This window comes from Streptomyces sp. P6-2-1, assembly GCF_050613165.1.
In the GTDB taxonomy this organism is placed as follows: Bacteria; Actinomycetota; Actinomycetes; order Streptomycetales; family Streptomycetaceae; genus Streptomyces.
On the sequence record NZ_CP192513.1, the window covers coordinates 1,734,477 to 1,748,682 of the forward strand.

13 protein-coding genes are annotated in these 14,206 nt (G+C 71.5%); 3 read left to right on the forward strand and 10 right to left on the reverse strand.

Features of this window, described 5'->3' with window-relative positions; all coding sequences use genetic code 11:
- Positions 1–28 precede the first annotated feature (28 nt).
- Complete coding sequence (locus ACQYWQ_RS07660) at positions 29–247, forward strand: FmdB family zinc ribbon protein (protein ID WP_431033155.1); 219 nt, start codon at positions 29–31, stop codon at positions 245–247.
- Positions 248–262: 15 nt separating this feature from the next.
- Here the strand turns inward: ACQYWQ_RS07660 and ACQYWQ_RS07665 are convergent, their stop codons facing one another.
- The 3 genes from ACQYWQ_RS07665 to ACQYWQ_RS07675 form a co-directional block, all read right to left on the reverse strand.
- Entirely contained in the window at positions 263–1,069 is an 807-nt protein-coding gene (locus ACQYWQ_RS07665) for a hypothetical protein (RefSeq protein WP_431033156.1), read from the reverse strand.
- Positions 1,066–3,615, reverse strand: a complete 2,550-nt coding sequence (locus ACQYWQ_RS07670) for a phosphoribosyltransferase (protein WP_431033157.1) — start codon at positions 3,613–3,615, stop codon at positions 1,066–1,068. The genes ACQYWQ_RS07665 and ACQYWQ_RS07670 overlap by 4 nt, the downstream gene beginning before the upstream one ends.
- Positions 3,616–3,704: 89 nt before the next feature.
- Complete coding sequence (locus tag ACQYWQ_RS07675; protein WP_431033158.1) at positions 3,705–4,880, reverse strand: HpcH/HpaI aldolase/citrate lyase family protein; 1,176 nt, start codon at positions 4,878–4,880, stop codon at positions 3,705–3,707.
- A gap of 196 nt (positions 4,881–5,076) precedes the next feature.
- On the opposite strand from ACQYWQ_RS07675, the gene ACQYWQ_RS07680 reads away from it, so the two are divergent.
- Positions 5,077–5,844 carry a TerD family protein gene (locus ACQYWQ_RS07680; protein WP_431033159.1) on the forward strand — a complete coding sequence of 256 codons (768 nt, stop codon included), beginning with the start codon at positions 5,077–5,079 and terminating at the stop codon, positions 5,842–5,844.
- A gap of 12 nt (positions 5,845–5,856) precedes the next feature.
- Here ACQYWQ_RS07680 and ACQYWQ_RS07685 read toward each other — a convergent pair whose 3' ends face one another.
- From ACQYWQ_RS07685 to ACQYWQ_RS07710, 6 genes are all read right to left on the reverse strand, one after another.
- Positions 5,857–6,612, reverse strand: coding sequence for a Tellurium resistance (locus ACQYWQ_RS07685; protein WP_431033160.1), 756 nt, complete (start codon positions 6,610–6,612; stop codon positions 5,857–5,859).
- 180 nt (positions 6,613–6,792) lie between these two features.
- Positions 6,793–7,920, reverse strand: a complete 1,128-nt coding sequence (locus ACQYWQ_RS07690; protein WP_431033161.1) for a DUF475 domain-containing protein — start codon at positions 7,918–7,920, stop codon at positions 6,793–6,795.
- A gap of 73 nt (positions 7,921–7,993) precedes the next feature.
- Entirely contained in the window at positions 7,994–8,569 is a 576-nt protein-coding gene (locus ACQYWQ_RS07695) for a TerD family protein (protein ID WP_030995426.1), read from the reverse strand.
- A 128-nt stretch (positions 8,570–8,697) separates the two neighbouring features.
- Positions 8,698–9,273 (reverse strand): TerD family protein, encoded by a 576-nt coding sequence (locus ACQYWQ_RS07700; RefSeq protein ID WP_431033162.1) that lies wholly within the window; start codon positions 9,271–9,273, stop codon positions 8,698–8,700.
- Between the two features lie 162 nt (positions 9,274–9,435).
- Positions 9,436–9,894, reverse strand: a complete 459-nt coding sequence (locus tag ACQYWQ_RS07705; protein ID WP_431033163.1) for a peroxiredoxin — start codon at positions 9,892–9,894, stop codon at positions 9,436–9,438.
- A 147-nt stretch (positions 9,895–10,041) separates the two neighbouring features.
- On the reverse strand, positions 10,042–10,482 hold the full coding sequence (locus ACQYWQ_RS07710; RefSeq protein WP_431033164.1) for a DUF3052 domain-containing protein: 441 nt from the start codon (positions 10,480–10,482) through the stop codon (positions 10,042–10,044).
- 451 nt (positions 10,483–10,933) lie between these two features.
- Here ACQYWQ_RS07710 and aceE point away from each other — a divergent pair, with 451 nt between their 5' ends.
- Positions 10,934–13,660 carry a pyruvate dehydrogenase (acetyl-transferring), homodimeric type gene (gene aceE / locus ACQYWQ_RS07715; protein ID WP_431033165.1) on the forward strand — a complete coding sequence of 909 codons (2,727 nt, stop codon included), beginning with the start codon at positions 10,934–10,936 and terminating at the stop codon, positions 13,658–13,660.
- Between the two features lie 83 nt (positions 13,661–13,743).
- Here aceE and ACQYWQ_RS07720 read toward each other — a convergent pair whose 3' ends face one another.
- Complete coding sequence (locus ACQYWQ_RS07720) at positions 13,744–14,178, reverse strand: peptidase inhibitor family I36 protein (protein WP_431033166.1); 435 nt, start codon at positions 14,176–14,178, stop codon at positions 13,744–13,746.
- Positions 14,179–14,206 lie beyond the last annotated feature (28 nt).

A 14,206-nucleotide genomic window follows, 5' to 3' on the forward strand; every position in this document is an offset into this window, starting at 1 on the left:
GCCGCGCCCGTCCCCGTACGCTGTGCGCATGCCTCGATACGAGTACCGCTGCCGTGCCTGTGGTGACACTTTCGAACTGAACCGTCCCATGTCCGATTCGGGTGCCCCCGCGGAGTGCCCCGCCGGGCACGCGGACACCGTCAAGCTGCTCTCGACCGTGGCCGTCGGGGGCCGGGCGTCGGGCGGCGCCCCGCCCGCGCCGCAGGGCGGGGGCGGTGGCTGCTGCGGGGGCGGCTGCTGCGGCTGAGCGCGGGCCCGGCCTCTACTGCGCCGCCTTGAGGAATCTCCGGACCATCTCCTCGCCCGCCGCCACGCCGGCCTCCGTGAGCGCCGTGACGCCTTCGTGCCGCCAGTCCTGGTCGGCGAGTTCGCCGTGGCCGGGGCGCCAGGCGCGGTCGGCGGCGGTGAGGAGGTCGGCGTCGAGGAGCGAGTCGCCCGCGGCGAGCGTGAGCGTGGCGTTGGTGCGCGCGGCGACCTCGTGGAGCGCGGCGCTCTTGGTGAGGGCGCGCGGGACCGCGTAGAGCTTGCGGCCCTGGAGCGAGACGGTCCAGCCGTGCTCGTGCGCCCAGGCGGTCGTCTCGTCGAGCCAGCCGTCGGGGAGGAGCGCGCGGTCGACGACGAGGTAGGCGAAGAGGTCTTCGGCGACGCGTTCCTTGAGGAGCCACGTGGGATCGGCTCCGTCGAGGAGGCGTTCGCGCATCGCGGCGAGCGGCGCGGAGCCGGTGGCGATGGCGCGTTCGACGCGACGCGACCAGTCGGGGTCGCTCTCGCCGTCGACGAGGATGCGGCCGCCGTTGGCGCAGATCGCGAAGCGGGGCGGGGGCCCGGGCAGGTGGACGCGCGCGTACTGCGCGGGGGTGCGGGTCGTGGTCGGGACGAACGTGGTGCGCGCGGCGAGTTCGGTGAGGAGCGCCGCGGCGGTCTCGGTGACGTACGAGAGCGGTTCGCCCCGGTAGACCTCCACGCACAGCAGGCGCGGGGCCGCCTCGTCGGGCTCGGTGAGGGCGAGGGCGCGGGCCGAGTAGATGAGGGTGCGGTCGAGGTCGCTGGCGACGAGGACGCGGTTCACGCGAGGTTCACCGCCTTGCCGTCCGCGCCGGTCGCGCCGCGCGTGTAGCGCGGGTGGATGAGCCCGACGCACGTGTACGGGAGGTCGTCGGTCTCCTCGACGGGGACGCCGCGCTGTGCGGCGAGGAGCCTGATGTGGTCGAGGTCGGCGCCCGCGTCGCGGCGCGCGACGATGCGCCAGGGCACGCGGCGCAGGAGGACGCGGGTGGTCTCGCCGACGCCGGGCTTGACGAGGTTGACGTCGTGTATGCCGTACTCCTCGCTGAGGCGTTCCACCGCGCGCCAGCCCTCCCAGGTCGGGGCGCGGTCGCTGCCCGCGAGTTCCTTGACGCGCTGCCCGACGGTCTCCGCGACCTCGGCGAAGCGTGCGGCCACCGTGTCGACGAAGGCGTTCGATACGTCCGAACCGGCCAGCTCGCGGTAGTACTTGGCGCCGTGGAAGTCGTGCGGCCCGACGAGGTCGGCGCGCAGGACCGTACGGGATATGAGACCGGAGACGGTGGAGTTGAGGCACGCGGAGGGGATGAGGAAGTCCTCGCGCGTGCCGTAGGTGCGCACGCAGGAACCGGGGTCGGCGAGGACGGCGATGCCGGGGTCGAAGCCGGGGAAGTCCTTGAGGGCCTCGGTGAGTTCGCGGGTGATGGCGCCCTTGCCCGTCCAGCCGTCGACGAAGACGACGTCGCGCGGGTCGTGGTGCGCGGCGAGCCAGCGCAGCGCGTTGGCGTCGATGCCGCGGCCCCGCACGATCGAGACGGCGTAGTGGGGCACGTCGACGCCGTGCCGCTCGCGCGCCCAGCGCCGCATGAGCACGCCGACGGGGGTCCCCGCGCGGGCGAGCGAGACGAGGACGGGGCGCGGGGAGCGCTCGGCGAGGACGGTCTCCGTGACGGTGCCGACGGCGGTGGCGACGCGCGCGGCGGACGCTTCGAGCGCCTCGTGGTAGAGGCGCTGGTAGGCGGGGGTCGGCTGGTACTCGACGGGGAGCGATTCGGCGTAGTGCGCGCCGCCGCTCTGGATCGCCTCCTCGCGCTCCTCCGTGGGGGCTTCGAGCGGCGTGTCCGAGAGGTCCTGGAGCAGCCAGCCGACGTCCTCGGCGGGGTAGCTGGAGAAGGCGGGGCCGCGGAGCGGTGCGGGGAGCAGGGTGTCCTCCGGTGCGGTACGGGGTGGGGGGACGCGGGGCGCCGCGGGCAGGTGGTGCGGGAGCGTCGTGTGGAGGAGGTGGGGGGTGTGCCCGGCGAGTGTGCCGAGAAGCCCGCCGGGGGCGTGCAGTGCGGGGGTGTCGCCCGCCGCGTCGGTGACGAGGAGTATCGCGTCGAAGCCGGCGCCCGCGACGTTGTACGTGTAGCGCGGGCCCGGGCCGTCGGCGGGCTCGTCGTGGGCGGGGAAGGCGAGCGCGGTACGGATCGCGTAGCCGGGGTCGTCGACGGCGAGGACCGGGGACCTGGTCGTGGTCGAGAAGCACACGTCCCACTCCGGCGCGCCCGTCTCGACCGCTTCGGCGAGGCGCAGCGGCGTGTACATCAGCTCCTCGGTCCCGAGGACGAGCAGCCGTCCGCCGCCTTCGGGGAGCGCGGCGCGCATGCGCGCGGCGAGTGCGGGCAGGGCGGCGTCGAGCCGGTCCCTGTCGGCGGGCGCGAAGCCGTGCCTGCCCCCTTCGGGGAGCCCGGCGGGCCAGTCGGGGGCCAGGCTCAGGTGCACAGGTCGCGTCCGTGCGGGGCCGGCGGTACGGAGCGCGGCGGCCTCGCGCGCCGCCCCCTCGCCTGTCGCCGCCGTCTCACCTGTCTCCGTCGTCTCACGGGCCTCCGCCGTCTTACGGGCCTCCGCCGTCTCACGGGCCTCCGCGGCCTGGCGCGCTTCCTCGGCCGCCACCAGCGCGAGCCCCCGGTCCAGGACGTCGGGGGGCAGTTCGACGTGACCCGCGACGGCGGCCACGAGGTCGATACGGGCGCCCAGTTCCGCGGCGAGGGCGTCGAGGCGGGCGCGGTCGGCGGGGCCGCGCATGTCGGTGAGGGCGACGACGACGTAGCGGGTGCGGGGGCGCAGGGCGTGGAGTTCGCGCAGCGTGTTGATGACCGTGGAGCCGGTCGAGAACTCGTCGTCGACGAGGACGAGCGGCCCCGCCGCGGTGAGGAGGCCGGGGTCGGCGGGAAGCAGGAGGTGCGAGGTCGCGTGCGAGTGCGCCTCCTCGAAGCCGCCGACGGGCGCGATGCCGGGGACGGGCCGACGCGTGGAGTGGAGGTAAGGGGCCGTGCCGATGCCGTCGGCGACGCAGTGCCCGAGCGCGGTGGCCGTCTCGGCGTAGCCGAGGACGACGGCCTCGTCCGCCGCGTCCCCGAGCAGGGCGCGGACCTCACGGCCGAGCGCGCGGCCCGTCTCGGCGACGAGGCGCGGGGAGCGCGGCACGTGCTTGCCGAGGACGTGCGAGACGAGGAGGTGGGCGCGCTTGGGGTTGCGGCGCAGCGCGAGCCCGAGCAGTTCCTCGATGCCGGGGTCGCCGCTCAGCCGTACGCCGAGTCGCTCGGCGACCCAGCTTCCTGTCCACACCACGTGTTCGTCTCTCTCGGTCGGTCGGAGGGGGCGGGGCCGCCGGGGGTCCGGCCGGAGGAGGTCCGGCCGGAGGGGGCCCCGCGCAGGGCTCACAGGGCGTCCTGCGGGGTGACGGCGGCGAGGAGGTCGACGAAGCCCACGTCCTCGCGGGCGACGCCGAAGGCGTCCGCGCGGCGCAGGACGCGCTCGGCCCAGGCGCGGTGCGGCTTCACCTCGTTCATCTTGTTCGTGTACGCGGAGCGGAGCACCCCGCCGCCGCCCCGCTCGGGCCGCAGGATGTCCTCGGCGTCGCTGTACTCCTCGTGCGTGACGACGGAGAGCGCGTGCACGGGGGCGACGTGGGTGGGGTGGATGCAGGTCTTGCCGAGCAGTCCGTTGGCGCGGTCGAGGGCGATCTCGCGCAGCAGCCCGTCCATGTCGCGCTCGATGAGCGCGTCGCGCAGTTCGTCGGCCTCGCCGCCGACGAAGGGCGTGCGGCGCAGCTGGGGTTTGAACATGCGCTCGGCGACGGGGAAGTACTCCCAGACGGGCCCGGTGATGGTGAACCCGGTGCCGTCGGCGCGGCCGAGCACGTTGACGACGTCGGCGATGACCGAGGCGACGATGCGGACGTCGTAGGCGGTGAGGTCGGCGGGTCTGCGCAGTCCGTAGGCGGAGCAGAAGTCGGTGACGCCGAGGCGCAGGGCGAGGACGCGGGAGCGGTGGGCGCGTACGGCGCGCGCGATTCCGGCCAGGGCCTCGTGCCGGGTCTCCAGGTGGAGCAGTTCGGGCGATTCGAGTACGGGCATCGCGAAGAGCCGGTGTCCGGCGGCCGCCTCGGCCGCGGCGAGGGCTTCGAGGAAGGCGAGCCCGCACTTCTCGGTGAACTTGGGCAGGACGAAGCCGCTGAGCACGCGGATCGACGGGCCCAGGCGGTGGGCGAGGTCGCTGAGCTGCTCGGGCGTGCGGACGCGCACGAAGAGCAGCGGGAGCCCGTCCGCGGGTCCCGCGGCGAGCTTGCCGAGCTGCTGGACGAGGTTCCGCTCGGCGGCGGGCACGTCCTCGTCGCTGATGGAGTCCTCCAGGCACAGCACCATCGAGACGGTCCCGCGTGCGGCCTGCTTGCGCACGTCCTCGGCGAGACGCGGCCGCGTCGCCGGCGTGTACAGGGTCGCGCCGAGTGCGGTCGCGAGGAACTCCGGCGGCGAGTCCGCGGCGAAGGCGCGGGGTTCCCGGTGGAAGAGCCGTGCGCGTTCCGCCGGGGCGATGTGCCCGAAATGCTGCATCTGACCCCTCAGGTGGAAGAAGTGTTCGAGTAGAAGTGACCGGTAATAGTACGTACGGGCGAGCCGGAGTGGTTCCCTCGCCCCGTGAACTTCTGATGACCGGGGGCCGGCAGCCCGCTACGGGAGGGGCGCTCGCCCGGGCGGCACGGGGGTACCCGCGTTGTCCGCGGGCGCCTCGGGAAGGCAGGATGACGGCATGACGCACGCCATGCTGAAGGGCTCGAACGTCCCGGTCGAGGCGGCGGCGGTCCGCGCCGTCGTGTGCTGGTCACCCAGCCCCGAGGTCTCGGTGGTCGACGCCTCGGCGCTGCTGCTCGGGGCGGACGGACGCGTGCGCTCGGACGACGACTTCGTCTTCTACAACCAGCCCCGGCACCCCTCGGGGACGGTGTGGAGCCTCGGCAAGCGGCGCCTGGGCTCCAGCATGAGGGACACGCTTCAGGCCGATCTGGCGCGCGTGGACGCGGAGGTGGAACGGGTCCTGCTCGTCGCCTCGGCCGAGAGCCTGCCCTTCGAGGGGGTACGCGACCTGCGCCTGCTGCTGCTCGACGCGGCGGCCGGGGAGAACGCGGAGCCGTACGCGTCCTTCGAGATCCGCCCGGAGACGGGCGCGGAGACCGCGCTGATCTGCGGGGAGCTGTACCGCAGGGGCGGCGAGTGGAAGTTCCGCGCGCTCGGCGAGGGCTACAGCAACGGCCTGATCGGCCTGGCGACGGACTTCGGCATCACGGTCGACGAATCGGCGGCCCCCGACCCGGAACCGGACCCGGCCCCCGCGCCGACCCCCGTCACCGTCCCGGCCCCCTCCCCGGCGCCCGCGCCCGCCCCGGCCTACGGCTACCCGCAGCCCCCGGCGGCGCCCCCGGCCCCGTACGGCTACCCGCAGCAGCCGGACCCCTACGGGTACCCGCAGAACGAGCCGGAGAACGGTCTGCCGCTGATGGGCCCGCAGTTCATCCGCTGAGGGGGGAGCGCCTCAGCGCCCCGCCTTGGACTTGAAGCCGCGCCCCCATTGCAGTCCCCACCCGTACAAGCGGTCCAGCTCCGCCTGGAACCCGTACACGAACCGCACTTCCCTGTGCACCACCAGATCCCCCTTCACGTTCTCGATCCTCAGCACCGCGCAGGACCGCGCCTCCGGGGCGCGCTCGTCGAGGTCGATGACGATCTGCCGGCCGCTGCTGGGGTAGAGGGTGACCTGCGCCTGCGTACGGTCGAAGGCGGGCGTCTGGTCGTAGATGTAGACGAAGACGAGCAGCCGCTTGAACTCGTCCTTCTGGTCGAGGTTGAGGTACATCGTCTCGCCGGAGGGGGCGCCGAAGCGGTCGTCGCCGCTGAGCTTGAGGTAGGGCGGCTCGTTGAGGTCGCCGAGGAAGCCGCCGAGGGGCTGCACGACGCCCTTGGTGCCGTCCTTCAGCTCGTAGAGGCAGCCGAGGTCGAGGTCCACGTTGACCATCGACTGCGTGTGCGCCTGGACGACGTCGGGCTGGAAGAACTTCAGCGGATTGCGCCAGCCGCTCCGCAGTCCGCGCAGCCCCCCGCCGGGGCGCCGCTCGCCCAGGTCGCTCGTCCGCATCCGCCAGGAGAGGTTGACCCGCAGGTTCCCCGAGACGGCCCCCTCCTTGGAGAGGGAGACCGTGGGGTGCCGTTTGGTCAGTTCGATCGAGCTGCCGCTCGTGTTCCCGCTGTCGAAGGCCGCGGCTCCGCCGCGCAGCCCGTCCAGGAAGGCCATGCCCACACACCCCTGTCGTTCCCGTCGTGCCTCACGCGCTGGAGGGCGGCCCGAGGTGTCATCGGACCGCCCCACGAAAAGAGTGCCCAGCGCCCGGGGCCCGTTACACCAGAGCGCGCGCTTCGGCCGTGACCTGGCCGAAAGCGCGCGGCCCCGCTGTCACCCGGGCCCCGCGAGGGCTCAGACGGAGACCTTCTCCGGCGCGTGCTCCGTCTCCGCCTCGATGCGCTTGTTGCGCCGTACCGAGGACCAGAAGGAGGCGGCGATCAGGACGACGCCGATGAGCCCGGTGACGACCTCGGGGATCTCGTACCTGATGGTGACGAGGAGGAGGACGGAGAGGGCGCCGATCGCGTAGTGCGCGCCGTGCTCCAGGTAGACGTAGTCGTCCAGGGTGCCCTGGCGGACGAGGTAGACCGTGAGCGAACGGATGTACATCGCGCCGATGCCGAGGCCGAGCGCCATCAGGATGATGTCGTTCGTGATCGCGAAGGCGCCGATGACCCCGTCGAAGGAGAAGGAGGCGTCGATGACTTCGAGGTAGAGGAACATGAAGAAGGCGCCCTTGCCCGCGAGCGCGACGGCCGAGCGTGGCTTGCCGCTCTTGACGGCCTTCTCCTCGGCCTCCTCCTCGCGTTCCTCCTCCTCTTCGAGTTTGTCCTCGAAGAACCCGGAGAGCCCGCCGACGATGAGGTACGTGATGAGCCCCGCGATCCCCGAGAGCAGGACCGTCTGCGCCTTGTCGACGTGACCGCCGCCGTGCACGTGCGCGTGCGTGGCGACCGTCATGGAGGCGATGAGGAGCAGGATCAGGGCGACGCAGACCGACAGCATGTCGACCTTGCCGAGCCTGGCGAGCGGCCGCTCCAGCCAGCCGAGCCACTTGATGTCACGGTCCTCGAAGATGAAGTCGAGGAAGATCATCATCAGGAACATCCCGCCGAAGGCCGCGATGGCGGGGTGGGCGTCGGTGACGAGTTCCTGGTAGTGGTTCTTGTTGTTGATCGCGAGATCGACGGCGTCGACCGGGTTGATCTTGGCGGTGACCGCCACGATCAGCACGGGGAAGACGAGCCGCATACCGAAGACGGCGATCAGGACGCCGATGGTGAGGAAGATCTTCTGCCAGAAGGCATTCATCTTCTTCAGGATGCCGGCGTTGATCACCGCGTTGTCGAAGGAGAGCGAGATCTCCAGGACCGCCAGGATCGCCACGACGCCGAAAGCGGTCCAGCCGCCGTAGAAAGCGGCCGCGATCAGCCCGAGCACGGTGATCCCGAAGGACCAGCCGAAGGTTTTCAACAGCACTGCGTATTCCTCATCGTTGGAGGGCCCCTCCGGACCTGTCTGGAGGAGCACTCCCTCCGCGCCGTGTCCGGCTTTACGAAACGTTGACCCCGAAGTCTAGAGCGATGCCCCTCAGTCCGGACGCGTACCCCTGACCGACCGCACGGAACTTCCATTCCTGCCCGTAGCGGTAGACCTCGCCGAAGATCATCGCCGTCTCCGTCGACGCGTCCTCGGAGAGGTCGTACCGGGCGAGTTCCTGCCCGTCGGCCTGGTTGACCACGCGGATGAAGGCGTTGGACACCTGCCCGAAGCTCTGCCTGCGGGCCTCGGCCTCGTGGATGGAGACGGCGAAGACGATCTTGTCGCAGTGCGCGGGGACCTTGTTCAGGTCGACGAGGAGCGATTCGTCATCGCCCTCGCCCTCACCCGTGAGGTTGTCCCCGGTGTGCTCGACGGAGCCGTCGGGACTGGTGAGCTGGTTGTAGAAGACGAACCACTCGTCGCCGAGCACCCGCCCGTTCGCGCACAGCAGCGCGCTGGCGTCGAGGTCGAAGGGGGCGCCTGTGGTCGAGCGGGCGTCCCAGCCGAGGCCGACGAGGACGTTGCTCAGGTTCGGCGCGGCTTTGGAGAGGGAGACATTGCCTCCCTTGGCGAGCGTGACACCCATGTGTTTCCTCCCCTGGTGAACCTGCTGGAAAGCGGAGGCGGTACGGAACGGGCCGCGCGCCGCCGTCCGGTACCCCGCTGCGGGGCGGTGGACGAAGGGGCGCGCGGCCGGTGCCTGCCTGGTACGGCTCAGACGTTGACGCCGAAGTCCTGGGCGATCCCGCGCAGGCCCGAGGCGTAGCCCTGGCCGATGGCGCGGAACTTCCACTCCGCACCGTTGCGGTACAGCTCGCCGAAGACCATCGCGGTCTCGGTCGAGGCGTCCTCGGAGAGGTCGTAGCGGGCGATCTCGGTGTCGCCGGCCTGGTTCACGACGCGGATGAAGGCATTGCGGACCTGGCCGAAGGACTGCTGGCGGTTCTCGGCGTCGTAGATCGAGACCGGGAAGACGATCTTGTCGACGGTCTGCGGGACGGCGGCGAGATTGACCTTGATCTGCTCGTCGTCGCCCTCGCCCTCACCGGTGGTGTTGTCACCGGTGTGCTCGACGGAGCCGTCGGAGCTCTTGAGGTTGTTGAAGAAGACGAAGTCCCCGTCGCCGGAGACCTTGCCCTCGGCGTTGGTGAGGATCGCGCTGGCATCGAGGTCGAAGTCGGTGCCGGTCGTCGTGCGCACGTCCCAGCCGAGACCCACGGTCACGGCGGTGAGACCGGGGGCCTCCTTGGTCAGGGATACGTTGCCGCCCTTGCTGAGGCTGACTCCCACGGGTCCTCCAATGATGTCGGGGGTGGTGGCGCGTGCCGCTCGCCACCTTTCGTACGTCGTCATCCGGGACAACGTACGGATAGTAGTGACCGGTTCCCGCCGGAAACGGGCTCTTTCGCCCCGGGTCCCGCGGAGCGTGTCGGGCCCGGGGGACGAGCCGGGTCAGAGCGTGTCGAGTGCCTTGAGGTACTCGTTGAGGTCACGGGCGTCCGGGAGGTCGTTGACGACCGTCCAGCGCACGACGCCCTCCTTGTCGATGATGAAGGTGCCGCGCACCGCGCAGCCCTTGTCATCGGCGAAGACGCCGTAGGCGCGGGAGACCTCGCCGTGCGGCCAGAAGTCGGAGAGGAGCGGGTACTCCAGCCCCTCCTGCTCGGCGAAGACGCGCAGGGTGTGGACGGAGTCGTTGGAGACGGCGAGCAGCTGGGTGTCGTCGTTCTCGAACTTCGGCAGTTCGTCGCGCAGGGCGCACAGCTCACCGGTGCACACCCCGGTGAAGGCGAACGGGAAGAAGAGGAGTACCACGTTCTTCTCGCCGCGGAAGTCCGAGAGGCGCACGGTGCGGCCGTGATTGTCCTTGAGCTCGAACTCGGGGGCCTTGGTGCCGGCCTCGATCGCCATGTGGGTACCGATCCTTCGCGCTGATACGTACGGAAAGCGGCGCCCCGGGCCCTGCGGCCCGGCGCCGCCCCCACCCTACGCACCGGGCCCCCGCCGCACCGGAGGAGTCTCCGGACAACGGCGGGGGCCCGGTGGGCGCCGCGTGGTTCAGCGCTTGGTCTTCGAGTTGCCCTTCGGGGTGACCAGGCGGGTGCCGATCCAGTCCTTGCCGACACTCGTGCTCTTGGTCTGGGTGAATCCGGCGGTCCGCGCCGCGTCGTTGATGTCGCTCGGCTCGACGTACCCGTCCCGGCCCGTCTTCGGGGTCAGAAGCAGGACGAGGTCACCGTCGTCGACCAGCTGCGAGGCGTCGACCAGCGCGTCCGTCAGGTCGCCGTCGTCGTCGCGGAACCACAGGGCCACGGCGTCGACGAGGTCCTCGTAGTCCTCGTCCACCAGCTCCGTGCCGGTGACTTCTTCGATGGCCTCGCGGAGTTCCTGGTCGACGTCCTCGTCGTAGCCGATCTCCTGGACCACCTGCTCGGGCTGGAAACCCAGCCGTACGGCAGGGCTGGTCCGCTCCTCCGCGTGGTCCGCGGTCGCGCTCACGGATTGCCTCCTGATCGTTTCGGGATGTGCTGCGCCCCCGCGGGCGCGGGGGCATGGGGCGTAGTCCACACGGGCGGGACCGATCGCGCAAGTACCCGGCAGCCGAGACCGCCGAAACGGTGACTTTCCGGGCGGTGTCCTCCAACTTCGGACACCTTTGCGCCCCGCTTCGTGCACCCGCCCCATGAACCCATTGTTCCCCAAATCTCCCGCCCGGCACCCCGGGCCCCCTCCTGGAGCCCCGCCCCGGACCCCGCTCCCCAGACGCCGGAGGGGCCGAGTCCCCGTACCCGGGGCTGTCCAGCCCCTCCCGCGATCGAGGAGCGGGGTTCGGGGCGGGGCGCCGAGGGAAGCCGACAGGGAGGGCGAACCCCGCGCGCCGGGTTCACCGCGCGCACGCGTACCCCCACATATCGTGGCAAGCCCGCATCCCGCCCCCGAAGGGAACCCCGTGCCACAGGACCCCACCCCGATCATCATCGGCGGTCTTCCCAGCCAGGTCCCCGACTTCGATCCCGAGGAGACCCAGGAGTGGCTCGACTCGCTCGACGCGGCGATCGACGCGCGCGGCAGCGAGCGCGCCCGCTACCTGATGCTGCGCCTCATCGAGCGGGCCCGCGAGAAACGTGTCGCCGTGCCCGAGGCGCGCGGCACGGACTACGTCAACACGATCGCGACGAAGGACGAGCCCTACTTCCCCGGCAACGAGGAGATCGAGCGCAAGGTACTCAACGCCACGCGCTGGAACGCGGCCGTCATGGTCTCGCGCGCGCAGCGGCCCGGGATCGGGGTCGGCGGGCACATCGCGACCTTCGCGTCATCCGCGAGCCTCTACGACGTCGGCTTCAACCACTTCTTCCGGGGCAAGGACGAGGGCGACGGCGGCGACCAGATCTTCTTCCAGGGCCACGCCTCGCCCGGCATCTACGCCCGCGCCTTCCTCCTGGACCGCCTCACGGAGGCCCAGCTCGACGGATTCCGGCAGGAGAAGTCGAAAGCGCCCAACGGCCTGCCGAGCTATCCGCACCCGCGCTCGATGCCGGACTTCTGGGAGTTCCCGACCGTCTCGATGGGCCTCGGCCCGCTCTCGGCGATCTACCAGGCGCGGATGAACCGCTACATGGAGGCGCGCGGCATCGCCGACACCTCGCGCTCGCACGTGTGGGCCTTCCTCGGCGACGGCGAGATGGACGAGGTCGAGTCGCTCGGGCAGCTCTCGATCGCCGCGCGCGAGAACCTCGACAACCTGACCTTCGTCGTCAACTGCAACCTCCAGCGCCTCGACGGCCCGGTGCGCGGCAACGGCAAGATCATCCAGGAGCTGGAATCGCAGTTCCGGGGCGCGGGCTGGAACGTGATCAAACTGATCTGGGACAGGAGCTGGGACCCGCTGCTCGCGCAGGACCGCGACGGTCTCCTCGTCAACAAGCTGAATACGACCCCCGACGGCCAGTTCCAGACGTACGCGACGGAGACGGGCGCGTACATCAGGGAGCACTTCTTCGGCGGTGACCAGCGGCTGCGCTCGATGGTCGAGGGCATGAGCGACGACCAGATCCTGCACCTGGGGCGCGGCGGCCACGACCACCGCAAGGTGTACGCGGCCTTCTCGGCGGCGAAGGAGCACAAGGGCCAGCCGACGGTGATCCTCGCGCAGACCGTCAAGGGCTGGACGCTCGGGCCCAACTTCGAGGGCCGCAACGCGACGCACCAGATGAAGAAGCTCACGGTCGCCGACCTCAAGGGCTTCCGCGACCGCCTCCACCTGCCGATCCCTGACAAGGACCTGGAGGGCGGCCTGCCGCCGTACTTCCACCCGGGCAGGGACTCCGAGGAGATCCAGTACATGCACGAGCGGCGGCAGGCGCTCGGCGGGTACGTGCCGACGCGGATCGTGCGCGCGAAGCCGCTCGACCTGCCCGGGGACACGGCGTACGCGACGGTCAAGAAGGGCACGGGGCAGCAGTCGATCGCCACGACGATGGCCTTCGTGCGGCTGCTCAAGGACCTCATGCGGGACAAGGGGATCGGGCGGCGCTTCGTGCTCATCGCGCCGGACGAGTACCGCACCTTCGGGATGGACTCCTTCTTCCCGAGCGCGAAGATCTACAACCCGCTCGGCCAGCAGTACGAGTCGGTCGACCGTGAACTCCTGCTCGCCTACAAGGAGTCGCCGACCGGTCAGATGCTGCACGACGGCATCTCGGAGGCCGGCTGCGTCGCCTCGCTCATCGCGGCCGGTTCCGCGTACGCGACGCACGGCGAGCCGCTCGTCCCGGTCTACGTCTTCTACTCGATGTTCGGTTTCCAGCGCACCGGCGACCAGTTCTGGCAGATGGGCGACCAGATGGCGCGCGGTTTCGTCCTCGGCGCGACCGCCGGGCGCACGACCCTGACCGGCGAGGGGCTTCAGCACGCGGACGGGCAGTCCCAGCTGCTCGCCTCGACGAACCCGGCGTGCGTCGCCTACGACCCCGCGTACGGCTACGAGATCGCGCACATCGTCCGCGAGGGCCTGCGCCGCATGTACGGGCCGGAAGCGGAGGACGTCTTCTACTACCTGACGGTCTACAACGAGCCGATCCAGCACCCGGCCGAGCCGGACGGCGTGGACGTCGAGGGCATCCTCAAGGGTCTGCACCTGCTGCGGCGCGGCGCGGCGGGGAGCCTGCGCGCGCAGATCCTCGCCTCGGGCGTGGCGGTGCCGTGGGCGCTGGAGGCGCAGCGGCTGCTCGCCGAGGACTGGGACGTGCGCGCGGACGTGTGGTCGGCGACGTCGTGGAACGAGCTGCGGCGCGAGGCGGTCGCGGCCGATGAGCACAACCTTCTCCACCCGGAGGAGGAGACGCGCGTGCCGTACGTGACGCGGAAGCTGGCGGACGCGGGCGGCCCGTACGTGGCGGTCTCGGACTGGATGCGGAGTGTGCCGGACCAGATCGCGCGGTGGGTGCCGGGGCGGTACGGCTCGCTGGGCGCCGACGGCTTCGGCTTCGCCGATACGCGGGGCGCCGCGCGGCGGTTCTTCCACATCGACGCGCCGTCGATCGTGCTGGGTGTCCTGACGGAGCTGGTCCGGGACGGTTCGCTCGACCACGGCGTGCTGCGGCGGGCCATCGACCGGTACCAGCTGCTCGACGTGGCGGCGGCCGATCCGGGGGCGGCGGGAGGCGACGCGTAGCCCTCCCGCGGGGCGGAGCCCTCCCGCGCGTGCGGCCCTCGCGGGGCGCGGCCCGGGGCCCCGGCCGGCTCCGCCCTCGCGCGTCACCTCTCCCAGATCTTGAAAGCCCTCACCCGGTACGAGGATTCCGGGAGCCACGTGCCGCCGCCGGGATACGTCTCGAATTCCCCCGTCTCCGCGCACTCCGCCGACTGGTACGTCGTGACCGGGCGGCCCGTGCGGTTGGCGAGCGAGAGGGCTCCCGCCGTGCCGCCGAGCGGGACGCAGCTCTCGATGTCGGTGCCGGAGAGTTCGTACGCCGTGCGCCTGCCCCCGTAGTCCGCGCGGGGCCACAGGCACAGCTCGCCCTGGCCGCACGCGCCGGAGGACCCGGCGGCCCGTACCGGGGCGGCTGCCGGTTCCGGGGCGGCGGCCTGCGCCGGGGTGGCGCTTCGTACCGGGGCGGCGGCCTGCGCCGGGGTGAGGAGTGTCGCGCCGATGGAGAGGGCGCAGGCGAGCGTCATGAGGGGCGTACGCATGGGGCGGCGGGTCCTTTCGTTGGGCGCC